The sequence below is a fragment of the Sorangium sp. So ce834 genome, assembly GCF_051521425.1.
GTDB lineage: Bacteria > Myxococcota_A > Polyangia > Polyangiales > Polyangiaceae > Sorangium > Sorangium cellulosum_D.
Window position 1 is genome coordinate 10,503,949 of the sequence record NZ_CP150351.1, and the last position, 22,515, is coordinate 10,526,463.

Annotated in this window: 22 protein-coding genes; 6 read left to right on the top strand and 16 right to left on the bottom strand. The window is 71.6% G+C overall.

Going from position 1 to position 22,515, the window contains the following annotated elements:
- Positions 1 to 20: 20 nt before the first annotated feature.
- The 13 genes from WMF20_RS38620 to WMF20_RS38680 form a co-directional block, all read right to left on the bottom strand.
- Positions 21 to 596, bottom strand: coding sequence for a TetR/AcrR family transcriptional regulator (locus WMF20_RS38620; protein WP_437606775.1), 576 nt, complete (start codon positions 594 to 596; stop codon positions 21 to 23).
- A gap of 10 nt (positions 597 to 606) precedes the next feature.
- The gene (locus WMF20_RS38625; protein WP_437606776.1) at positions 607 to 1,224 is read right to left on the bottom strand and encodes a sugar O-acetyltransferase; all 618 of its coding nucleotides are present in this window, start codon (positions 1,222 to 1,224) and stop codon (positions 607 to 609) included.
- A 416-nt stretch (positions 1,225 to 1,640) separates the two neighbouring features.
- Entirely contained in the window at positions 1,641 to 1,823 is a 183-nt protein-coding gene (locus WMF20_RS38630) for a hypothetical protein (RefSeq protein ID WP_061628774.1), read from the bottom strand.
- Between the two features lie 306 nt (positions 1,824 to 2,129).
- The gene (locus WMF20_RS38635) at positions 2,130 to 2,429 is read right to left on the bottom strand and encodes an RNA recognition motif domain-containing protein (RefSeq protein ID WP_437606777.1); all 300 of its coding nucleotides are present in this window, start codon (positions 2,427 to 2,429) and stop codon (positions 2,130 to 2,132) included.
- 618 nt (positions 2,430 to 3,047) lie between these two features.
- On the bottom strand, positions 3,048 to 3,683 hold the full coding sequence (locus tag WMF20_RS38640; protein ID WP_437606778.1) for an HD domain-containing protein: 636 nt from the start codon (positions 3,681 to 3,683) through the stop codon (positions 3,048 to 3,050).
- Positions 3,684 to 3,886: 203 nt separating this feature from the next.
- Positions 3,887 to 4,942: a glycosyltransferase family 4 protein gene (locus tag WMF20_RS38645; RefSeq protein ID WP_437606779.1), complete on the bottom strand. Its 1,056-nt coding sequence runs from the start codon at positions 4,940 to 4,942 to the stop codon at positions 3,887 to 3,889.
- Entirely contained in the window at positions 4,933 to 5,799 is an 867-nt protein-coding gene (locus WMF20_RS38650; protein WP_437606780.1) for a PIG-L deacetylase family protein, read from the bottom strand. Before WMF20_RS38650 ends, WMF20_RS38645 begins: the two co-directional genes overlap by 10 nt.
- 305 nt (positions 5,800 to 6,104) lie before the next feature.
- On the bottom strand, positions 6,105 to 6,992 hold the full coding sequence (locus tag WMF20_RS38655; RefSeq protein WP_437606781.1) for a glycosyl hydrolase: 888 nt from the start codon (positions 6,990 to 6,992) through the stop codon (positions 6,105 to 6,107).
- Positions 6,989 to 7,825: a TIGR04290 family methyltransferase gene (locus tag WMF20_RS38660; RefSeq protein ID WP_437606782.1), complete on the bottom strand. Its 837-nt coding sequence runs from the start codon at positions 7,823 to 7,825 to the stop codon at positions 6,989 to 6,991. Before WMF20_RS38660 ends, WMF20_RS38655 begins: the two co-directional genes overlap by 4 nt.
- 20 nt (positions 7,826 to 7,845) lie before the next feature.
- The gene (locus tag WMF20_RS38665) at positions 7,846 to 8,574 is read right to left on the bottom strand and encodes a sugar phosphate nucleotidyltransferase (RefSeq protein WP_437606783.1); all 729 of its coding nucleotides are present in this window, start codon (positions 8,572 to 8,574) and stop codon (positions 7,846 to 7,848) included.
- A 16-nt stretch (positions 8,575 to 8,590) separates the two neighbouring features.
- Positions 8,591 to 9,661 carry a CgeB family protein gene (locus WMF20_RS38670; protein WP_129578971.1) on the bottom strand — a complete coding sequence of 357 codons (1,071 nt, stop codon included), beginning with the start codon at positions 9,659 to 9,661 and terminating at the stop codon, positions 8,591 to 8,593.
- 17 nt (positions 9,662 to 9,678) lie between these two features.
- On the bottom strand, positions 9,679 to 10,638 hold the full coding sequence (locus tag WMF20_RS38675) for a DUF4202 family protein (RefSeq protein WP_437606784.1): 960 nt from the start codon (positions 10,636 to 10,638) through the stop codon (positions 9,679 to 9,681).
- 196 nt (positions 10,639 to 10,834) lie between these two features.
- Entirely contained in the window at positions 10,835 to 12,580 is a 1,746-nt protein-coding gene (locus WMF20_RS38680; protein ID WP_437606785.1) for a hypothetical protein, read from the bottom strand.
- Between the two features lie 418 nt (positions 12,581 to 12,998).
- On the opposite strand from WMF20_RS38680, the gene WMF20_RS38685 reads away from it, so the two are divergent.
- On the top strand, positions 12,999 to 13,856 hold the full coding sequence (locus WMF20_RS38685) for a CvfB family protein (protein WP_437606786.1): 858 nt from the start codon (positions 12,999 to 13,001) through the stop codon (positions 13,854 to 13,856).
- 50 nt (positions 13,857 to 13,906) lie between these two features.
- Here WMF20_RS38685 and WMF20_RS38690 read toward each other — a convergent pair whose 3' ends face one another.
- Positions 13,907 to 14,374, bottom strand: coding sequence for a Dps family protein (locus WMF20_RS38690; protein WP_437333322.1), 468 nt, complete (start codon positions 14,372 to 14,374; stop codon positions 13,907 to 13,909).
- Between the two features lie 159 nt (positions 14,375 to 14,533).
- Complete coding sequence (locus WMF20_RS38695) at positions 14,534 to 15,130, bottom strand: YqgE/AlgH family protein (protein ID WP_129578974.1); 597 nt, start codon at positions 15,128 to 15,130, stop codon at positions 14,534 to 14,536.
- A 164-nt stretch (positions 15,131 to 15,294) separates the two neighbouring features.
- Between WMF20_RS38695 and WMF20_RS38700 the strand changes: the two genes are divergently transcribed.
- From WMF20_RS38700 to WMF20_RS38710, 3 genes are read left to right on the top strand one after another with little or no spacing between them, the layout of a single operon-like run.
- Entirely contained in the window at positions 15,295 to 15,705 is a 411-nt protein-coding gene (locus WMF20_RS38700) for a 6-pyruvoyl trahydropterin synthase family protein (protein ID WP_129578975.1), read from the top strand.
- Positions 15,706 to 15,759: 54 nt separating this feature from the next.
- Positions 15,760 to 17,241, top strand: coding sequence for a DEAD/DEAH box helicase (locus WMF20_RS38705; protein WP_129578976.1), 1,482 nt, complete (start codon positions 15,760 to 15,762; stop codon positions 17,239 to 17,241).
- Positions 17,228 to 18,454 carry a DUF790 family protein gene (locus WMF20_RS38710; RefSeq protein WP_437606787.1) on the top strand — a complete coding sequence of 409 codons (1,227 nt, stop codon included), beginning with the start codon at positions 17,228 to 17,230 and terminating at the stop codon, positions 18,452 to 18,454. The genes WMF20_RS38705 and WMF20_RS38710 overlap by 14 nt, the downstream gene beginning before the upstream one ends.
- A gap of 112 nt (positions 18,455 to 18,566) precedes the next feature.
- Here WMF20_RS38710 and WMF20_RS38715 read toward each other — a convergent pair whose 3' ends face one another.
- Positions 18,567 to 19,616, bottom strand: a complete 1,050-nt coding sequence (locus WMF20_RS38715) for a PEGA domain-containing protein (protein ID WP_437606788.1) — start codon at positions 19,614 to 19,616, stop codon at positions 18,567 to 18,569.
- Between the two features lie 442 nt (positions 19,617 to 20,058).
- Between WMF20_RS38715 and WMF20_RS38720 the strand changes: the two genes are divergently transcribed.
- The gene (locus WMF20_RS38720) at positions 20,059 to 21,036 is read left to right on the top strand and encodes a phosphotransferase family protein (RefSeq protein ID WP_437606789.1); all 978 of its coding nucleotides are present in this window, start codon (positions 20,059 to 20,061) and stop codon (positions 21,034 to 21,036) included.
- Positions 21,037 to 21,042: 6 nt separating this feature from the next.
- Positions 21,043 to 22,509 (top strand): MATE family efflux transporter, encoded by a 1,467-nt coding sequence (locus tag WMF20_RS38725; RefSeq protein ID WP_437606790.1) that lies wholly within the window; start codon positions 21,043 to 21,045, stop codon positions 22,507 to 22,509.
- The last annotated feature ends 6 nt before the right edge of the window (positions 22,510 to 22,515 follow it).

Consider the following 22,515-nt stretch of genomic DNA (forward strand, 5'->3'; position numbering starts at 1 on the left):
CGAATGCGGCATGCGTGTCCTCACCGGGTGAACCGGTAGATCGCGTGCCGGATCTGCTCGGCCGTCATCGGCTCCGTGGACAGCGCGCTGTGCAGCACCAGGCCTTCGATCAGCGCGTCGAGCTCCCGCGCGGTCACCGGGTCGAAGTGGAGCTCCAGCGCGCGTCGGCTCCGCAGCATCCAGGCCTGGGTGACGGCGCGCAGCGCGGGCCGCCGGGCGGCGGCGACGTAGAGCTCGACGCTGAGCACGAGGTCGCGCGGCGAGCCGAGCAGGTCCGCCGTGAGGTGCTCGACCAGGAGATCGACCGCGGCCTCTCGGTCGCAAGCGGCGCGCATCCGCGCCTCGAAGCGGGCCGCCGCGTCCTCCGCGTGCCGGGTGAACGCCGCGGCGAGGAGCTCGTCGATCGACGCGAAATGGTACGTGGTCGAGCCGAGCGGCACGTCGGCGGCCCGCGCGATGGAGCGATGCGAGGCGCCAGCGATCCCCTGCTCGGCGATGACGTCGAGCGCCGTCATCACCAGCCGATCCCTGCGCCCCGGGTCGTGGCGGCGCGCCCTCCGCGCCGGCGCGGCGCGCCTCGCGCTGGCTCTGCCCATCGCGCCCCCGTCACCCGCGCGCGTCGCCCGCCGCCGCCGGCGCGGCTGCGGCGCTGTCGAGGGTGCGGATCACGCGCGCGGGATTGCCCACCGCGACGACGTTGGCCGGCAGATCGCGCGTCACGACGGAGCCGGCGCCCACCACGGTGTTGTCCCCGATCGTCACCCCGGGCAGCACGATCGCGCCGCCGCCGAGCCACACGTTGTTTCCGATCGTGATGGGCTTGGCGGCCTCCCACTTCTGGCGCCGCGGCTCGGGGTCCAGCGGGTGGGTCGGCGTGAGCAGCTGCACGTTGGGCCCGATCTGCACGTCGTCGCCGATGGTGATCGGCGCCACGTCGAGCGCCACCAGCCCGAAGTTCGCGAAGCAGCGGGCCCCGATGGTGATGTGCGCGCCGTAATCCACATGGAACGGCGGGCGGATCTCCGTGCCCTCGCCGATCGAGCCGAGCAGCTGCTCCAGCAGCCGGCGGCGCAGCGGGCGCTGGCGCACCGAGGTCGCGTTGTAGGCCGCCATCAGATCCAGCGCCGCTGCGCTCCGCTCGGCGATCTCGGGATCGTCGGCGATGTAGGGGTCTCCCGCGAGCATCCGCTCGCGCATGGATCGCGTGTCGTCGGGGTCCGTCATATGGACGAGTGTACGCATGAGAGGAACGGGTGTCCACGCATCGTGGCCCTCCTTGAGGTCGCGACCGGCCTCGACCGAGCCGTTGCTGCAAGGGCGACATGCGGGATTCCCCAGTAGGAAACGACCCCGATCGGCGGGGCGTCGACATGACCCTTGTCCAGGCGCAGGCGTGAAGCCTCAGCCGCGCCGCGACGACTTCGCCGCCCGCGAAAGCCTTGCGGCGGTCGCCCGGCCCTAGAGGCTGGAGAAGATGAATTCCACAAAAGCGCTTGGACTTCCTACCCGCCGAGAGGGTGGAAGTGAGAGCCTGTGCTGGAGAGCGAGGAGCCGGGCGTGAGCCGTCAGGAAGGGCTATCCCGGCAGGGCATCGGCTCGCGACCTGCGCCGCGCGGAGCAGCGCGGCGCGGTGACCGGGCTCAATCGACGGCGGGCGGCTGCGGCCCTGGGACGATGCCGGCGATGTCCGGATCTTCACCCGGCGCCAGACCGCCGCTCGATCCCTTGTCATTGCGGCGCTCGAGGCGGTTCGCCGTCTTCTCGCGCTGCTTCTCGATACGGGCGCGCTCTTTCTGGCGCTTCAACGCGGTCTGTCGTTGCATGATGACTCCAGCCTCAGGACGCCTTTGATCGGGCGTCCTGAAATAGGCTTCTCGGTGAGATCTGTCGGCGCACGCCCGGACAGACCGACATGTGGTTGCGGTCGTGCCGGAGCGTGTCCCACACTTTACACGAGCAGCCTGGTTTCTCTGGCACGTTCGACGAGACGAGCACGCGGAGAGGCCCTCTCCTGCGCGCTCGGTAGCCCGCTCGAGCTCGGCTGGCTCGTGCGCAGGCTCACGGGGTGGCAAAAAAGCGGCGGACCTTTGGGGGTCCGCCGCCCTGTTTCGACTGGACGAGCAGCGCGATCAGTAACGACCGCGCCCGCCGCCACCGCCGAAGCCGCCGCGCCCGCCGCCGGGGCGCTCCTGCGCCTCGTTGACCTTGAGCGCGCGCCCGTCGAGCATCAAGCCGTTGAGCTGCGAGATCGCGCTGTTCGCATCCTGGGCCGAGCCCATCGTGACGAACGCGAACCCGCGCAGCTGGCCGGTCTCGCGGTCGGTCGGCATCGAGATCTCGCGGACCTCGCCGCTGCCGGCGAACGCGCTCTCGAGCGACTCGCGCGTGGTGTTGTACGAGAGATTGCCGACGTAAAGACGATTACCCATGACACGTTACTTTCACGGCCTGCAGCTGCGCTCGTGAGCGCTCTTCGCCTGCCATTCGATGAAGCCGTTGCGGATCGAACGGTGACGTGCCGCGCGGCGAATCCCGCGCAGGCACACGGTGCGTCGTCCAGTCATCCGCGCGAGCAACGCCTCCCTCGTGCAGAGGGAGAAAAAGCATCGTGTCGAGAGCCAGTGACGTCGTGAGGAAGGCAGGGTACTCCGGCACGGCGTGGTGCGCAAGGGGTACCATGCTGGATTCTTCGATGCGCGGCGCGTCCCGGATGATCTGCGAGAAGTCAGGGCAAAGGCGCGGACGGCCCTCGCAGAAGGCGGCGCCGAGCCGCCGGTGATGAGCCCGCCGCCGTGGCCGGGCTCCAGAAGTACTCCCTTGTACCCAACGTCACGGTGACGCCGCTGGCGAACGGGAGCAGCGGCGAGATCTGTGGCGTGGGCTCTCCCAAAATCCCGGAGGCTCTGACGGATGGCGACGGTTGGTGTGGCCCAACGGGGCGCCCTCCGCCGCCGCGTCCGGCAGCGGCGCCACGATCTGCGCGCAGCGGCGCTGATGCTCGCGGGCGCGGCGCTCGGAGGCTACAGATCTCGACGCGCTGGGTCCGGTCACTCCTTGAACGGCGCCGCCAGGATGACGTCGTAGAAATTGGGGGCATGGAAGCCCGGGATCAGGCGCTCGGCGATATCGGCCGTGAAGTTGTAGAAGGCAGTCTCAGGCTTGCTGGCGAGCATGTCAGCGATCGCCTGTGGAAATGCGCGCTTGAAATCGAGACGCGGGTACGCCTGGAGCACCTCATCCACCTCGTCCGCAGAGAGCTCCTTCAGGTCCGTGCCAGCGATGTCCATGATGGTTCCGACGTGGAGCAGCGCCACCTCGGGCCGCTTGTAGGGCGGGACCCCCCTCACGGTGTGCAGCGCGATTGCGTCCCACACGAGGCCGACCGCCTCCTCGGGCACGCCGTGCTGCTTCAGGAACTCGCTCGCCGCGTTTGCGCCTTCGACCTCGTACCGCTCCGGGCCCCGGAACCTCTCGACCAGGCCGAGGTCATGGAGCGCCGCCCCGAGGTAGAACAGCTCGAGATCGAGCTCGAGCCCGCGCCGCTTCGCGAGCAGCGCGCCGAAGAGGTACGTGCGCATGACGTGGTTGAAGAGGAAGGGCGCCGACATCTCCCGCGCGAGCTCGGTCGCTTCCGCGGCCAGGTGGCTGTCAGGGATGCAGATGCCAGCGATCTCGTTCTTCACGGTCCTCTCTCCTTCGTGTGGCGCCGAGCCCGGTCTTGCCGAACAACCTGCGGGCGACCAGGCGTGACCACCATCGGAAGGATCCGCCAGCTGCGGTCAACGACACACCCGATGTGCTGTTCACCAGGTCCGCCTGTGCCTTGCCGGGAAGAATGAAATACAGAGGTGAGGAAAGCACGACAATCCCTCCCCGCGCCTCCCGCTCACCCCTCGCGCAGGATCCGACGGTACGTCTCCAGATACGCCGCCGCCGTGCTCGCCGCCGAGAAGCGCTCCTCGGCCGCGCGGCGGCACGCCGCCGGGTCGAGCCGGTCCGCCATCGCGATGGCCTCGGCCATCTCCGCGGCATCGTCCACCAGGTACCCCGTCCGGCCGTGCTCCACGATCTCCGGCAGCGCGCCGGCGCCGCGGAGCGCGATCACCGGCGCGCCCGAGGCGAGCGCCTCCATGGCGACGAGCGAGCTGGTCTCCTGGACCAGGCTGGGCACCAGCAGGCACCGGGCCGCCGCGAGCAGCCGGCGCTTCCGGGCCAGGCCGACCGGACCCAGGAAGCGCCGCGCCGGCCCGGCGCCGCCCAGCATCGGCAAAAGGACCTCCCGGAGATACCGCGTGTGCTCCTCGTAGCCGAACGCCTGTCCGGCGATGAACAGCGGCGACCCGGCCCGGACCGCGGCCTCGACGGCGACATGGTACCCCTTCTCCGGGCAGATCCGACCGAGCGCGAGCGCGAAGCCGCGCCGGTACCGCCTCGGCCGGTAATGCTCCAGCCGGACGCCGTTCGGGATCTCGGGCAAGAGCCGCGCCCCCGGCGGGCAGGCGCGCCGCTGCGTCGCGGAGACGCAATGGAGGAACGTCCTCGGGCGCTCGATCCGGAACACCGCCGGCGAATAGAAGCTCGGCGGCAGATGGAGCGTCGCGAGCGCGGGCACGCCGGGCTCGGGCAGGTAGCGATCGAAATCGACGCCGTGCAGGTGGACGAGATCGATCGAATACAGATCCAGCGCCCGCGCGATGGCGCTCCGGTGGTGGCGCCAGGCCCGCTCCTTGGCGGCCTCGTCGAGGACGGCGCCCGGCGGCGGCGCCGGCGTGGCGACCAGCGTCCCGGCGCACGCGGAGCCCTCCGGCGCGACAACGATCGACCGGTGGCCGCCGCGCGAGAGCGCCTCGTCGAGCATCGAGAGCACCTGCTCGGCGCCGCCCACGGCGTCCGGACCCACGGGCGCGAGCGGATAGCCGACGTGCAGGACCGTCAGAGGCATCGCTCTCGATCGAGGCCGAGCAGCGTCAGCGTCTTGATGGCGAGCTTCCGCCAGCGCGCGCCGTCGATGGGAAAGCCGAGGCGCTCGTAATGGAGCGCCCCCTCGTGCGGAGGCATGCGGAAATCGTAGGCGGGCGCCGGCCGGAAGCGCTCGACATCGGCGCCGAACGGGGCGAGCGTCTCTTTCTGGCTGGAGAAGCAGGCCAGCATGGCGCGCTTCTTCGACGCCTCGTCGCCCGAGAGCCGGAGGGCGATCTCGGGGACGCGCGGCTGCGCGAGGAACTCGCCGGTGACGAGGTGACCCCGCGCGGCGTGGTACGAGGCCGCCTCGAAGATCAGCGGCGAGGTGACGCCGTTCCAGAGGGCGAGCACCGCCGCCGCATGGACGGCGAGCGCCGCCGCGTCGTGATCGGGGTGGCCGCCCTCGTAGGGGTGAGTGATCACCACCTCGGGCCGCGTCCGGGCGAACAGCTCGAGGAGCTTCCGGGCGAGGCTCGGGGCCTCCTCGATGGCCTCCTGGTCCACCGCGCCGAGGCACCTGAGCCGCGACGCCGGCACGCTGCCCAGGGCGAGCGCGCGGGTCACCTCGTCGCGCCGGAGGGCGATGTAGCGCTCGCGCCCGATGTCGGCGAGCTCTGCCGGCATGAACCGGCTGTCGCGGGGCGCCCCGTCGGTCACGTGCACCACCTCGATCGGCTGGAGCCGGCCGATGCGCGCGCCGAGCCCGAGGGTCTCGTCGTCCGGATGGGCGACCACGACGAGACAGCGCGGCGGCCGGCCCGACGAGAGCCACGAGAACGGCGGCCACGCGAGGTCCGGCGGGGTGCGGCCCTGGCGGCGGAGCGAGGCGAGGTTCACGGCAGCGCCTCCCGCCCCTCCGCGCGCCTGCCGCGCCGGCCGGAGCCCCCCGAGGCGCCGCCGTGCGCCTCGGGTCTCTCTCGCTTCGGGCTGCTCGTGACGTGCGACATGAGCCACCTGGCGTGCGCGACGTCCGGTCGTCCGGGCGCAGAACACGCGCGACATCCAGCCTACCAAACGGCTACGCGGCGCGCCAGATGGGCGCGTCATTCACGGACGGACGAGCAGGCGCCCCTCGACGGCGCGTTCAGGACAGGCCGCATCCGCGCAGGGAGAGATGGCTCCGGCCGCCGAACGGCCGCCGCCTACCCCACATAACGCCGCGTCATGCGGGCGCAGAACTCCGCGAACTCCTCGAGCCGCAGCGGGGGGCTCGTGTGGTGCGGCCGGACCCCGGCGTGCTCCGGGGTGAAACAGTAGGTCAGCGTCACATCGAACGCCTCGATCGCCCTCATCTGCCGGTCGAACCAGGCGTCCGCGCCAGGGCGGAAGCTGTCAGCCCAGCTCAGGCCGGTGCGGAGATGGCGCACCCCGAGCTTCTTCAACCACTCCACCGCGTCGTCCAGCCGGTGGTCCTCGAAATGGAACCACTGGCACACGCCGAAATCGGGCGTGCACTCCGGAAAGAGCCGCAGCGCGCGCTTGGGCGTCCCGTCCTCGCGGAGCAGGCCCATGTAGAAATGGCGGTAGTACGACGAGCCCTCGGCCTCGCGGTGCCGCGTCGTCGCCGGCCACGCGCGCGGCAGATCGTAGAGGCTGTACCAGTGGACCCGATCGACCTTGCCGCGGAGCAGCTCGGCGCTCCGCTTCAGGCCGAACTCCTGCACCTCCTCGGCGCCGAACGTGGAGACGCCGATCTCGGTGATCCAGAGCGGCTTGTCGGTCACCGCGCGGATCTCCTCGAGCTTGCTCGGCCACTCGTGGATCTGCCAGTGGTTCCAGTCGAGCGGAAAGCCGTGCACCGCGACGACGTCGACGTGATCGAGCACGCCCTGACGGCCCATGTTGGCGATGAAGGCAGGATCGATCGGCGAGATGCCGCCCAGCACGCGCGGCAGCTCGGGGCGCTCGCTCCGGATCGCGTCCGCGGCGAGCTTCACCATCGCGCCGTACGTCGTCCACTCGGGATCGATCTCGAAATCCCAGTGCGACTTGTTGTTGGGCTCGTTCCAGAGCATCACCGCTTCGATCATCCCTGCTCTCCATTCACGCCGGCTCGCCTGGCCGGGTAGACCGCGCCGGGCACGCCGTCCGCCCGCTCGCGGCGGCGGCAGATGTAGACCTCGGGCTCGGGGTGGTTCACGATCTCGAAGCCGGCGCTCCGCAGCATCGCCTCCGCGCAGGCCCGGTTGGGCACCCACCAGTTGGTCGGGTCGTGCGAGTAGCTGTGCTCCACGAAGTGCAGCCGAGGATAGCCCGCCTCGTCGAAGATCCGCTTCTCCGAGAACGGATAGTCCCCGTCCAGCGGCATCACCTCGGCGCTCCCGCGCTGCATGCTCTGGAAGACCAGCGTGTGCCCGACCACGTGCTCATGCAGCAGATCCAGCGCGAGCAGCGGGTGGCGGAGGTGGTACAGGACGCCCATGAAGAGCACGAGATCGAAGCGCTCTCCGAGGCTCCCGACGTCGTACACGGAGAGGTTCCGGAACTCGATGTCCACGCCGGAGACCTCCGCGGCGAACCGCGCCTGCGCCAGGTAATCGTCGTCGCTGTCGATCCCGAGCACCCGCGCCGCCCCGCGCCGCTTCATCTCGAGCGCGTAGAAGCCCGCGTTGCAGCCGATGTCGAGGACCGTCTTGCCCGTGAGATCCGCCGGGATCGCGTGGGCGAAGCCCTTCCACTTGAACGCGGGATAATCGCCCAGGAAATGATCCGGCGCCGTCTTCACCCCGCCGAGATCGATGTTGTGGAACCACTGCCCGAGCCCGCGCACGCGCTCCTGGATCTGCTCCCGGGTCAACTTCGTCGCGTCATCAACGTTCTGCACGTTCCGCGCGTCCCGCACGCTCCCCACGCTCCGCTCCATGGCTCCTCCGTTCACACGGCTCACACGGCCGCGCCGCTGAGGAGCTGGATGGCCTCGCGGTAGCCATGCAGCGTCCCCACGTCGACGTACGCCTCGCCAGCCCGCACCGCCCGCGCGCTGCCGCCGCGCGCGAGGTACTCGTTCACAAGCGTCCCGATGTACGGGTCCGTCTGCCCGCGCTCGCACCAGAGATCGTGGAGCTCGCGCATCACCACCCCCGTGAGCTTGAAGGCGCCCCAGACCCACTGCGAGCGCGCGTCCCGCTGCTTGACCTGGATCTCGAGCACCCTGCCCTTCTCGTCGGTGACCACCGCGTCGAAGAGCTCCGGGTGCTCGACCGGAAAGAGCAGGAACGAGAGGCCCTCGCCGTCGAGCGCGCGGAGCCCGTGCTCCGGGAACCAGACCGTGTCGGGGAGCCCCACGAGGACCTCCTCCTCCGGCTGGATCCAGGGGAGCGCCCGGAAGATGGCGTCGCAGAGCCCCGCGGCGACCGGCTGCACCACATAACAGATGTGCGCCGGGCCGACGCTCGCGCCGTAATACTCGACGATATCCGACTTGCCGGGCGAGATCACCATGCAGATCCGCGTCGCGCCGGCGAGGATCATCCGGTCGATGAGGTACTCGCTGACCGCGCGCGGCCGCTCCACGTCACCGTCCCGGCGCGTGCCCACCGGGAGCAGCTCCTTCGAGAACGCGAGCGGCTGGATCCTGCTCCCCAGGCCCGCCGCCGGAATCACTCCCCACATCGCCCTTTGCCTCCTTTCATCGCGCCGAGACCGACTCGAGGATCGCCACGAGCTCCGCCGCGCGCCGCGCCGCGGTGTGCTCCGCGAGCACCCGCTCGCGCGCCGCGCGGGCGATGGCCGCGACCTCGGCCGCCGAGAGCGAGAGCGCCGCGACGGCCTCGTCCGTCGTCCTCGCCACGAGGATCTCCTCCCCCGGCGTGAAGAACCGGTCGAGCCCCTCCCAGCTGTCGCTCAGGATCGGCGTCCCGCACGCGGCCGCCTCGAAGAGCCGGCCGGAAGGACAGTAGCCCATCGCCGCCATCGCCCCACGGGTGATGTTGAGCGTCATCGGCGAGGAGCAGTAGAACGCCGGGTGATCCGGCGGCGCCACGTGGCGCATGTAATAGATGTTCTCCGCCCACGGGAAATCGTCGGGATAGAGCGAGCCGCCGATGACGAACCGCCGCTGCGGCAGCCGCTTCGCCGGCTCCAGGAACAGGGCGGAGAGCGCCTCCTGCCGGTCGGCGGCGTACGTCCCGAGGTACGAGAGGTCCCCGCGGAGCTCCTCCCGCGGCGCGACCGGGCGGTGCACCTCGGGGTCGGCGCTGCCGTAGAGCGGGAACACCCGCCGGGCGCCGAGCTTCGCCTGGAGCGCGTCGAGCGCCGCGCCGCCCGTGTAGCTGAGCACGCAGTCGAAATCGACGAGGCCACGCGGGCCGATGTAGCCGACCGGCTGGCCGGCGTTCAGCCGATCCAGCGTCACCGGCGTGTCGAGGTCGTAGAAGACCTTGAGGCCGCGCGACTCGAGGACCACCTCGGTCGCGGGGCCGCCGTCGGGGCAATACGAGGTCACCATCGCCGCGTCGGCCTCCCGGACGGCGCGCCGGGCCTCGGGGAGGAGGTCGTCGAACGAGCCGTAGAGCCGGAGCTCGTTGCCGTGCGCGAGCGACGACAGATCCCGGTGCGAGGCGTAATACGGGACGTCGCGCTCGAAGAAGGTGACGCGGTGCCCGGCCCGCCCGAGGGCGTTGATCACGCCGCGCCACAGCGTGGCGTGGCCGTTGCCCCAGGACGAGCTGATCGTCAGACCGAAGATGACGAGCCTCATCGCGAACCGGACCTCCTCTAGGCCTGCGTCTCCGCCGGGGCCGGCGCCGACGTCCGCCTCGGCTCGCCGAGGATCATCGCCTCCACCTCGGGGCGGCAGCGGACGCGCGGCAAGAGCGCCCGCGCCTCCGGCCGGAGGCGGCGGAGCGTGTACGCCACCTTGGCGCGGGTGTGCTCGGGCCCGTAATAATCGAGGAACCCGGCGCTGTTCAGCGAGAAGAACGAGAGCGCGTCGGCGTCGTTGAGCAGCGCGAGCTCGGCGTCGTCCCCCGGCCGCTCGTGCGACGCCACCAGCGCGCCGACCCGATCGAGGACCTCGGGCGGGAGCCCGACCCCGGCGAGCGCGGCGCGCGCGAGGGCCGCCCCGCGCCGCGCGTGCTCGTCCTTGAAGGCCTGGTAGTCCGCGGCGCGGTGCTCGATCCGGACGTTCGCCTCGGAGACGAGCCGCTCCACGTCGTGGAACAGCGCCGCCGCCTGCGCGGCGACCGACGCGCGCGGATCGAGCCGGAGCATCCATTGCCAGACGTCGATCGCATGATCGTAGTCGGCCCGGACGAGCGGCCTGTCGAGATCGTAAAGCTCCCGGTGCCGCCCGAGGACCCGGGCGAAGACCGCGGTCGCGGAGGCGACATTCCTCCTCCGGAGGAAGCGCTGGCAGCGGGTGAGGACCTCGTAGGCGGTGCGCGCCGCGCTCCCGCGATCGAGCCCCTCGAGCCGGAGATCGAAGAGGCCGCGGGCGTCGAGCGCGTGCAGGTGCGTGTCGAGCGCCCACAGATCGAGCTGCGAGGCGCGCCACGCGCGGGCGTCGACGGCGGCGTGGGGCGCGTTCCCGGGCGGACAGGGCGCGTCGATCTCCACGCCGGGAAACTCCCGGGAGAGCGCCGCCTTGTCGGCAGTGGAGAGCAGCGGTGTCCCGCGGGCCGATGGTTCATCGCTGCTCGAAGAGGAGCCGGCAATGAGGATCAGGCGCTTGAGCATGAGCGTGCGTTCTTCGGTCAGCGACGGGCGTCGAGCTCGAACCAGCTTCCGCGCGAGGGCTGCCGCGGACGAATCATGGATACGGCGCCGTGAACCTATCTCCGCATCGGCCTTTGCACCATCGCGGAAATTCCGTACAGCAGCGTCAGGAAAGAAGGGACCGAGAGACGTGCGTTCCGTAGCCGGCCCAGCGGCGCTACCCGAGCGCGCCCCGAGAGGCCGCGGGGGCGAGGCCCTCGAGCAGGGCGGCGCGATAGCGATGCCGCGCCGCGGTCAGGCGCCGCGCCTCGCCCTCGTCCGGGAGCGATGCCGCGGCCATCGCGGCGTATCCCAGGCGCAGGAGCGCGTAGGCCGTCAGATATGCGGGCAAGCGCCGCTCGGGGTCGTCGCCCGAGCGGCGCCGGTAGCGATCGAGGAAGGCGCGGCGGGCGTCGGGCGCCATCCGCCACTCGACGATGGCCCCGGCGAGATCCCAGGCGATGTCCGTGGGGCCGGGGAGGAAGTGATCGTCGCCGTGCCCGGCCGCATCCACCTTGAAGAGCTCGCCTGAGGCCGACCCGAGCCACTCGTGAGGATCCATCTTGCCATCCACGAGCACGGGACGGGCGATCTCCAGGTGGAGCTCCCCCGGAAGCTCATTTCCCATCTCCGCTGAGAAATTGGTGCGTACCATCGCAACGAGCTCGTCGGTCGCGGGGCTCGGGACGGGGAAGGCCGAGGCGCGGAAGGCGCAGTAATCGGCGAGGCGCTCCAGCACGGCGGCGGAGAGGTCGCCGGCCTCGAGCGGCCGGCCCGGGAGCCATGGATACGAGAGGAAGCCTTCGCCCTCGTCGCGCGGCGCCGGACCGAAGCCGGCCTGAGCGACGCCGCGGGCCCGCTCCAGGCACTCGGCCCCATAGCGGCCCATGCCCTCGAACTTGAGAATCCGGCTGCCGTCGCGGGAAAGCGATTTGAATCGCTCCATGGACGTCCAGGAGGGCGGCCAGCGCGATTCGTCGTCATAGAAGCGGCGGCGCCAGGTCCCGACGCCGATGAACTCGCCAGCATCGGCCGGGACCTGTTTCCCGCCCACGACGCGCTCGGCGCGGAACGACCGCCAGCGGCGGGCGCCGTCGGGCGCGACGAGCGTGTCCGGGTCCGCCGCGCGGGAGCCGAGGAAAACGATGTTGCCGCGCGGAACGCCGGCGCCGACCAGGGCGTCGCCGGTGGAGAGGAACGACGATCCGCTGAAGCCCGGCCCCTCGTCGGCGACCCAGAACTGCGCCCCCTCGGCGATGCCGTCCTCGACCCAGGCGCGCTCCCGGGCGCCGAGCTCGACGCGGCGATCATAGGGGTGCCCGGACGGGCGCACGGTGATGCGGCCGGCCGGGATCCCCCGCCGGCGCAGGGCCGCGGCCGTCACCGCGCTCAGGGTGGTGCCGATGCTGCGGATCCCGACGACCCGGACCGGCGCCGGCGGGGACGCGAGCCGCTCGGCGAGCTGGGCGAAATCGAGCGGGTGGAGCGCGTAAAAGGAGAACCCTTCGGGCGGCGAGGTCGGGACCGTCGCGGGGACGTCGATCGCCGCGAGCGCCGCGAGGGCCTCGGGCGTGGTCGGGCGGCTGGCCGTCCGTGGCCAGGCGTCTGGCTGTCCGTGATCCGACGTCGGACCGTCCGGGATCGCGAGCGCGCCCGCGCCGTCGCCGCCGACCAGCATGGCGGCGAGCTCGTCCGTGAGCCGCGCCAGCAGGGAGGCGCCGAGTGCGCCGGCGTCCGCGAGGATGGATTCGAGCTCGCCGGCGCGGATCAAGGCGCGGAGCACGCCCCCGCGATCGCGATCGGCGCCCGCGGGGGCGGCGAGCGCCCGGAGGTCGTCCGCGAGCTCGGCGACGAGCCGCGGCCCGGGGACGTCGCGGCGGCCGCTGCGGAACACGTACATGCGGTATCCGGAGCTGTCTGTCATGGAGGAGGTTCCGCGGGGAGCGGCTCGCAGGGGCCGGGCTGGCTCGCAGGAGCGCGCCCGAGCCGCGAGGAGCGGGGCGCGCAGCCCGGCCCGCGCACCGGCATGGTGCTCGGTCTCCCGGGCTGCCAGCCCTGCGTGGGGCGGACGGGGGCCGATGCCAAGCGGGGCGCGCCGCAGCGCGGAGCCCTCCGGCGGCGCGAGCAGCGCGGCCGCTTCGGGCCCTGTCGCGGCGCCGCCCATTGCTCTCTCGCCCCGTCGATTGCCTCGCTCAGCGCGGGGCGCCGACCGCGAGCGCGAGCTCGACGTGCGCGTGCTCGTCGTGGCGCCACCAGGCCTCGCCCCGGAGATCGGGAGTCCGAGCCGCTCGCCTCCGTCGCGCTGACGACGCGCGGCCCCGCCTGTGCAAGACTGCGCGCCGATGCCGTACGACGATCTCCTCGGACGCGTGGTCACCCTGCCGATACGGCGGTTCGGCCCGCCCGGCGCGTTCCTCTCGCCCGACCCGGGCGACCTGCGCCCGAACGCGCCGGTGCTCCTCCTGCCGGGCGGCGAGGTGCCCGAGGGGGCGCAGGAGGGAGACGAGATCGAGGTCTTCGTCCACCTCGACTCGGAGGATCGCCCGATCGCGACCGCGCGCCGTCCGAAGGTCGCGCTCGGCGAGGTCGCCTTCCTCGAGGTGACCGACGTGACGCGCTTCGGCGCGTTCGTCGACTGGGGTCTGCCGAAGGAGCTGCTCGTCCCGCACGCGGAGCAGACCCGCGAGCTGCGGGTCGGGCAGCGGCACCCGGTGGGGCTCATCGTGGACAGGACCGGCCGCCTCGCGGGGACCATGCGCGTCAGCGAGATGCTGCGCGACAAGGGGGAGTTCGATCTGGACGAGTGGGTCGACGGCGAGGCGTGGCGCAACGAGCCGGAGCTCGGGCTGTTCGTCATCATCGAGCGCAGGTTCGTCGGCCTGGTCCCCGCGGACGAGCCGCACGCGCTCGCGCGCGGCGAGGCGGCGCGGTTCCGCGTGACGAGCGTGCTGTCCGACGGCAAGGTCGAGCTCTCTCTGCGCGGCCACGCCCACGAGGAGCTCGAGAACGACGCCCAGACGATCCTCGCGCGGCTCGCCCGCCCGGGCGCGCCGCGGGTCGGCGACCGCTCGAGCCCGGACGAGATCCGGGCGATCTTCGGCCTGAGCAAGAAGGCGTTCAAGCGCGCCGTGGGCCGCCTCCTGAAGCAGCGCGCGGTGGCCGTCGACCCCGAGGGGTTCCTCGTCCCCCACCGGCGCTGAGCCGGACGCCCAGGCCCGCCCTGCCGCCGGCCGAGCCCGGGCGCCGGGGGCTACTCCAGCAGGCTGCGCAGCATCCACGCGGTCTTTTCGTGGACCTGCAGCCGCTGGGTGAGCAGATCGCAGGTGGGCTGATCGTTGGCCTGCTCGGCCACCGGGAAGATCTCGCGCGCGGTGCGCGCCACGGTCTCGTGACCCTCGACGAGGCGCCTGATCATGTCGGTCGCCTTGGGGACGCCGTCCTCCTCCTTGATGGAGGAGAGCGCCGCGAACTGCTTGTAGGTCCCCGGCGCGGGCAGGCCCAGCGCCCGGATGCGCTCGGCGACGAGGTCCACCGCGAGCGCCAGCTCGTTGTACTGCTGCTCGAACATGAGGTGCAGCGTCTGGAACATGGGACCCGTGACGTTCCAGTGGAAGTTGTGCGTCTTCAGGTAAAGCGTGTACGTGTCGGCGAGGACACGGCCGAGCCCAGCGCCGATCTGCTCGCGGGTCTTGGCGTCGATTCCGATGTTGATCTCCATGATGGCTCCTCTCGTGGCGTGTGCTCTCTGCATCGATGGGCCGGCTGCTGCGGAGGTGAAGGCCCGCACGGCGCCCTCCCCGGGGGGCGGGGCGCGACCGGGAAGGTTCGTGCGTGCCGGGGCCGAGTCAATCAGGAGGAGCCTTCCGGCCGTCCGCGTTCACGCCTCTCCGATGCTACGCATCGACAGCACCTCGATCGGGCGCAGCCCGAGCAGCCCATACGCCTGCTCCCAGCGCTGCTCCGCGGCCACGTCGAACAGGATCCGCTCGTCGAGCGGCACCGGCAGCCACGCGCCCGCGGCGATCTCCCGCTCGAGCTGCCCGGGCCCCCACCCGCTGTAGCCGAGGAGCACCGTCCGCCTCCGCGGGTCCGTCGAGGCCGCGCCGCGCACCGCGTCGGCCGCGAGCGTGTCGAACGCGCTCCGCGACGACGTGACCCGCACCCGGGAGCCCACCGGGATCACGCCCGTCTCCTCGGCCCCGAGCGCCGGATCGAGGCACAGGATCCACCCCGAGCTCGGCTGGACCGGCCCGCCGAGGTAGACCGGCGCCGGGTCCTTCAGCTCGTTGCCGTAGCCGGCGAACGACAGGAGCTCGCCGAGCGTCATCGGCGCCGGCCGGTTCACCACGAACCCCAGCGCCCCGCTGTCGCTGTGGACCGCCAGCAGCACGACCGTCTTATCGAAGTTCGGATCGCCCAGGGGCGGCGACGCGATGAGGAACCCAGGGGCCAGCACGCTCGCTTCGCTGTTCATCGGCGATCCTCCCTCGCAAACGGTCGACCGGTCACTGCGTCCCGCACGAACCCGCCCGCCGCCGCGGCGGGCCGAGCGGGGACCCGTCCGCACCTTACTCCCGCGCGCCGCGGCAGGCGATTGGGATCTCCCTCCAGCCCCGGAACGACGGGTATAGTGCGAGCATGTACACGGTCGGCGTCCGCGATCACATCATGGTGGCCCACAGCCTCAAAGGGGAGCAGTTCGGCCCTGCGCAGCGCCTGCACGGCGCGACCTACACCGTCAGCGTGGAGGTGGACCGGGAGGAGCTGTCGCCGCTCGGCCAGGTGGTCGAGACGAGCGTGCTGCGGGACAGCCTGCGCGGCGTGCTCGCCGAGATCGACTACCGCAACCTCGACGAGCACCCGGCCTTCGAGGGCAAGCGCTCGACCCCGGAGCTCATCGCGCGCCACATCCACCGCGAGCTCGGCCGCCGGCTCCCGCTGAACGCCGGCACCACCCTCACGATCACGCTGCACGAGTCCCCGCTCGTGTGGGTCCGCTACCGCGCGCCGATCCGCGGCGCGTCCATGATGCCGACCGAGCTGGCCTGATCGTCGCGCTCCGGGCTTGGCACGCGGCCCCGCCCGCGGCAAAAGAGGGCGCCGATGACCGAGCCGGTCCGCACAGCGCCGATCGTCCTGAGCTTCCAGGGCGGCACCCTCCGCATCGAGGGGGTCGCGCCGCGCCCCGCGCTGGCGCCGGCCGGCGAGCTCGACGGCAGCGCCCTCCCGGCGGAGGCGCCGGGCGGCGACGGGGCGCCGGGCTCGGCCGCGGAGGGCGCGCCGCTCGACCCCGCGTGCCTGCCCGCGTCCTGCCGCTGGGACGCGCGCGAGCGCGTCTACCGGGTGCCGGCCATCGACTACGCCGAGCTCGTCCTCCGGCTCCGCGCCCGCGGGGTCCCCTTCACCGACGCCGCCCGCAAGTACGAGGCGCTGCCGCTCGAGCCGCTCGCCAAGCACGACCCCTTCCCGTACCAGCGCGAGGCGCTCGAGGCGTGGGCCGGGCGCCGCAGCCGCGGCGTCGTCGTGCTCCCGACGGGCGCGGGCAAGACGTTCGTCGCGACGCTCGCGATCGCCGCGCGGCAGCGCAGCGCGCTCGTGGTCGTCCCGACGCTCGATCTCCTGAACCAGTGGTACGACGGGCTCTCCGCCGCGTTCGGCGTCCCGATCGGCCTGCTCGGCGGCGGTTACCATGACGTCCTCGATCTGACCGTGACCACCTACGACTCGGCGCACGCCCACATGGACCGGCTCGGCGCCCGCTTCGGCCTCGTGATCTTCGACGAGTGCCACCACCTGCCGAGCCCGTCGTACGCGCTCGCCGCCAAGATGTGCCTCGCGCCCTTCCGCCTCGGCCTGACCGCGACCCCCGAGCGCGCGGACGGCCGGGGCTACGACGACCTCATCGGTCCCATCGTCTTCCGCCGGGAGATCACCGAGCTCTCCGGGCAGTACCTCGCGGCCTACGACGTCGTCCGGCTCGACGTCCCGCTCTCGGAGGACGAGCGCGCCGCGTACGAGGCGGCGCGCGCCGTGTACATCGGCTTCCTGCGCGCGAACGGCATCCGCATGCCCGAGGGGTGGGGGCAGTTCATCCTGCTGAGCTCGCAGTCCGACGCCGGCCGCCGCGCCTTCGAGGCGTACCGCCGCCAGCGGAGCCTCGCCCTCTGCGCGCCCGGCAAGATCGACGTGCTCGCGCGGCTGCTCCACGCCCACCGCGCGGATCGCACGCTGGTCTTCACCGAGGACAACGCCACGGTCTACCAGATCTCGCGGCAGTTCCTGCTGCCGGCGATCACGCACCAGACGAAGGTGAAGGAGCGCAGCGCCATCCTCGAGGCGTTCAACCGCGGCGCGCTGTCGGCGGTGGTCACGTCGAAGGTGCTGAACGAGGGGGTCAACGTGCCCGAGGCGAACGTCGCGATCGTCCTGTCGGGCAGCGGGTCGGTGCGGGAGCACGTCCAGCGGCTCGGCCGCATCCTGCGGCGGAGCGAGAACAAGACGGCGATCCTCTACGAGCTCGTGGCCCTCGGCACGAGCGAGCAGCGCGTGAGCGACAAGCGCCGGGAGCACGTTGCTTACCAGTGATCTCGTCCGCGTCCGCCGCCGGGCCGGGCTGCTGGTCCCGCAGTACCTCCGCGGGGCCGCCGCCGAGCGGCTGCTCCCGGTCGCGCGCGCGTACATCGACATCCTGTCCCAGCGCGTCGGCGAGCGCCGCGACGACGTCGAGGCCGCGCTCGACGCCGTCGAGGTCCCCGCGCGGGATCGCGTCGCCGCGCTCGGCCTGCGGAAGGTGCTCGAGGACGGCTGCGAGTACGAGGTGCAGGAGGGCGTCGACCCCGAGGCGCTCCGGCGCGAGCTGTTCCTGGCCGCGGCGGCGGCGCACCGCGCCCTCGACGTCCGCGCCCGCTTCGATCGCGCCGCGGTGCTCGACGAGGTGGCCGCCCGGCTCGGCACGACGCCCGCCGCGATCGACGCGGGCCTCTACGCCGACCTGCGCGGCGCCGAGATCCTCCGGCGCGCCGCCGCGGACGCGCCGGAGATCCTGCTCGACCGGTACAACCTGTCGCTGGCGCAGTCGATCCTGCTGAAGGCGACGCAGGTGACGATCCGCATCGAGGGCGAGAGCGCCCCGCGGTACCGGCGGATCTTCCGCGCGGCCCGGTTTCACGGGTTGATCCACGTGGTCCAGGGCGATCCGGTCTCCGGCTACACGATCGTGCTCGACGGCCCGTTCAGCCTGTTCGATGCGGTGCAGCGTTACGGCCTGCGGCTCGCGATGTTCCTGCCGTCGGTGCTCTCGTGCGCCTCGTTCCGGCTGCGCGCCGAGCTGCGCTGGGGGCGCGACAAGGAGCCGCTCGCCGTCGAGATGGGCCCGTCGGACGGGCTCGTGTTCCACGGGCGCGAGCTCGCGGACACGACGCCGGAGCTGGACGCGTTCTGCGAGGGGTTCAAAAAGCTCGGATCGCCCTGGACCGTGTCGCCGAACGAGCGGCTGTTCGCGCTGCCCGGAGAGGTGGTGTGCGTCCCGGACCTCGTGTTCCTGAACGCGGAGACCGGCGAGGAGGTGTACCTGGAGGCGTTCGGCTTCTGGAGCCGAGACGCGGTGTGGCGGCGCGTCGAGCTGATCCGGAAGGGGTTTCCGGCGAGGATCCTGCTCGCGGTCGGCAAGCAGCTCCGCGTGAGCGAGGAGGTGCTGGGGGAGGACGAGGCGGGGGAGATCTACGTGTACCGTGCGACGATGTCGCCGCGGGCGGTGCTGGCGCGGCTGGACGGCAAGCGCGGGGGGCGTGAGGGCTGAGGGGGCCCGGGGGGAGAGCCGAGGGGGAACCTCCGATGGTTCAACCTGGAACGTCGCCTGCCAACTGCGCAGTCACCGATACAGAGCTCCGTCCCCTGCAGGACGTGCCTTGTCACCACGTGCCCTGAAGGAAGACCCCTGCCCGCTCTGCCGTCATCACCGGCACGACGCGGACGCCCTGGCGGGCCGGCTCGCTCGCCAGGTACGACGGATCCGTGAGGAACGCGGCCACCGTCACGGCCGCGAAGACGCCGCCCGCCACCAGCATCCCCACCCCGAGCCCGTGGAACAGGTCCCGCGCCTCGGCCGTGTCGCGGAGCTCGGTGCAGGCCAGCGGCGCGTCCGCCCCCCCGCACGCGGACGGGTCCCCTCCCCCGCGGCGGAGCGCGGCCTCCTGCGCGGTGAGGTCGTCGCGGAGGACGCCAGACCGCAGGAGGAAGACCGTGCCGGCCGCCACCGTCGCCGTCGTGAGCGCCACCCCGCCGATGCGCAGCTCCGCCAGCGGGAAGGTCGACCCCGCCGGAGGCGCAGCCGGAGCCGCCGAGAGCGGCGCAGCAGGGGCCGCCTCCGGCGCGCGCGCGACGCGCTCCGGAAGGCGCCGCAGCTTGAGGGCGATCGGGTGCGTCAGGCCAGCCTCGGCGGTGAACGAGCTCACCGCCTCCTCGTGCCCCTCGAGCCGCGCCCGCGCGGTGTGCTCTCCCGGCTCCACGAACACCTCGTGGACCGGCTCCGGCGGGTAGAGCGCCTGTCCGTCGATCAGGACCTCGGCGCCCGGCGGATTTGTCGTCACGTAGACCGTCGCCACGCGCTTCGCGGCGCGCTGCAGGCCATCATCGACCTGGCCGCGGAGCCACCCGCTGATCACGCCCCGGTGCTGGAGGCACTGCGCCAGGTGGCTCGCCGCGTCCCGATGCCGCCCCAGCGCGAGCTCGACCAGCCCGAGCTCACCGGCGATCGTCGCCCGCTCCGCGTCGGTCGTCCACGCCCCCTGCGCGGCCTCCAGCGCCCGCTCGTAGGTCGCCGCGGCCGCCACCTGCCGCCCGGCCGCCTGCGCCTGCCTGGCGCGGCGCAGCAGCCCCGCCGTCATCGACGCCGCGCGCGCGTCCGGATCGGCGTAGGGCTCGTCCGCGCTCGCCGCATTCCCGACACCAGCGACGGACATCCCGAGAGCACATGGCAGCAGCCAGGAGATCAAGCGACGCACGCACTCTGAGATACTTGCTGCGGCGATCCCAAGTCAATTGGCAGCTTCGTCGCTCCACGGTCCCGCAGGCGTGCGTCCACGCCCGCGTTCCCTCCGGCAGTGTGATCCGCGCCCGCACAGGCCGCTCGCCGCCGCGGAGGCGGTAGCTCGCGCGGCCGGTCAGGAGCCGCTGCCGCTCCAGCACGCGCCCGCCGCCGCCGGCCACACCGAGAAGGCTGGGTCCGGGAGCCCCTCCCGGCGACCGGCGCGCACGCGCAGCACCCATGGTTTGCCGCAAAGAGCCGGTCCCCCTGCTCCGTGCCCTGGTACACTCCCGGCCGCGCCCCGACAGCGGCCCAAGTCCAGCACGACGGGCACTGTTGCGCTGATCACACCGGCCGTCGACGACCAAGGGAAAGCCGTGGAGAGCAAGACAAAGAACACGAAGACACGCCCGCAGATCGCGGCCATGGCCGCCAGGGCCTTTGGCGGCGCGGCGCTCGCGGACGGCGAGGATGCCGTGCGCGAGCTGAAGGAAGGCTGGTTCAACGCGGCTTACGACGTCCGGCTCGCCGACGGCCGCGAGGTCATCCTCAAGATCGCGCCGCCGAGGGGCGCGGAGGTCCTGTCGTACGAGGAGAACATCATGGCCACCGAGGTCGCCGCCATGCGCCTGGTCCGGCAGAACCCTGCCATTCCGGTGCCCGAGGTCTACTTCTACGACGACGCCCGCGATCTGTGCGACTCGGACTATTTCTTCATGGAGAAGATCGCCGGGGACAACCTCGAGCACGTGAGGTCGAGCCTGCCCCCCGAGGCTCAGGCGTCCGTCGACCGGCACATCGGCAAGATCATCCGGGAGATCAACGGCTTCACCGGCACCTATTTCGGCTATGACGGGAACCCGGACCTGCGCGCGAGCACCTGGAGAGAGGCGTTCCTCGAGATCATGGAGTCGGTGCTCGACGACGGCGCAAGGAAGAACGTGGCGTACGATCACGGCTACGACGAGATCCGCGCCGCCGTCCTCAAGCACGCCTCCGCGCTGGAGGAGATCACCACGCCCCGCCTGGTCCACTGGGACGCATGGGATCCCAATTTGTTCGTCAAGGACGGCAGAGTCACCGGCATCATCGACTTCGAGAGGGTGCTCTGGGCCGATCCCTTGATGGAGTCCCAGTTCCGGTCGCTCTTCAGCGATGGCATCACCAACAGCATGCGCGGCTACGGCAAGACCTCCTTCACCCGCGAAGAGGAACAAAGATGTTGCCTGTACTCGCTGCACCTCGCCCTGGTCATGAACACGGAGTGCTATTACCGGAACTACGACACCGATTCCGTCTACAACCTCTCCAGGCAGATGATCAGCGCGAGCATGGACTGGCTGAAGGCCAGCTGAACGATCATGGTCGGCAACTCCAGGGTCGAGCGCCTGGGGACGGAGAAGATCGGGAAGCTGCTCGTGGAGATGTCTTCCCAGACGACCCTCTCGCTGCTCGTCTATGCCGCCTACAGCATCACGGATATCTATTTTCTCTCGGTGGGCATCGGCTCGCTGGCGGCCGCCGGGGCCTCGATCGTCTCGCCGGTCCTGATCGCCCTCGGCGCCGTCTCCACGACCGTCGGGGCCGGCGGCGCCTCGGTGGTCTCCCGGGCGCTCGGCGAGCAGGACATCGAGAAGGCCTCCCGGACGGTCGCGAACACGTTCCTGATCTTCTGGACGGCGGCGCTCGCCATCACGGTCCTGGGCTCGGTCTTCATCGAGCCGATCGTCTACCTGCTCGGGGCCACCGACAGCATCGCCCCCTATGCCATCGAGTACGGGCGGATCATCTTCCTGGGCGCCATCACCAGCACCGGCTACTCGGCCATCATCAGGGCGGACGGCAATGCCAGGTACTCGACCGCCATCTGGATCATCCCCGTCAGCGTCAACATCGTCCTGTGCTGGCTCTTCATCATCGTCTTGCGGATCGGCGTCTCGGGGGCCGCCCTGGCGACGGTCTCTGGCCAGACGATCTCGGCCGGCATGAGCGTCTATTTCTTCTTTTTCAGAAAGAACCGCTCCTATCGCATCAAGGCGGCTCATTTCAAGCCGGACTGGCCCATCATCACCCAGGTGCTGACGATCGGGCTCCCCTCGCTCATCAAGAATTTCAGCGTCAGCCTGGTCGCCATCGCCACGAACAACCTGCTCAGGATGAGCGGCGGCGACAGCGCCCTCGGCGTGTTCGCGATCGTGAGCCGGCTCTACTCCGGGCTGATCACGCCGCAGACAGGCGTCGTCCAGGGGATGCAGCCGCTTTTGGGGTACAACTTCGGCCAGAGGCAGTTCGAGCGGGTGCGGGAGACCATCCGGCTCTCCCTGGGCGCCGCGGTCGTCTATGGATCGCTCGTCTGCGGCGTCTGCCTGCTGAACCCGGCGGTGCTCATCGCCCTGCTCTCCAAGGAAAGCGCGATCGTCGCCGAAGGGCAGACCGCCTTGCGGCTGCTGGCGCTCTCCTATCCCCTGACCGGCGTGGTCATGGTCACGGCGGCCTCGTTCCAGTCGGTCGGCCGGGCCAGGGAGGCGCTGCTGCTCACCCTCGGGGGCATCCTCCTCGTCAAGCTGCCGGTGCTGCTGCTGGCCTCCCGCCTGTTCTCCCTGACCGGGATCTGGGCCGCGGAGGCGAGCTCGGAGCTGATCCTGTGCCTCGTCTCCTTCTTCCTGCTGAAGAAGTCGCCCCCCTGGGGCTCCCCCCTCGCCGCCCCTGCTCCACCGTCGCACCTCCCGCCGGTGTCCCGGATGGTCACCGGGCACGGCGAGCGCCGTCGTGCCCGACCGGGCAGCGGCGTGCCCACGACACCCAACCGCCCACGGTCGGACGGCTAGGGGAAG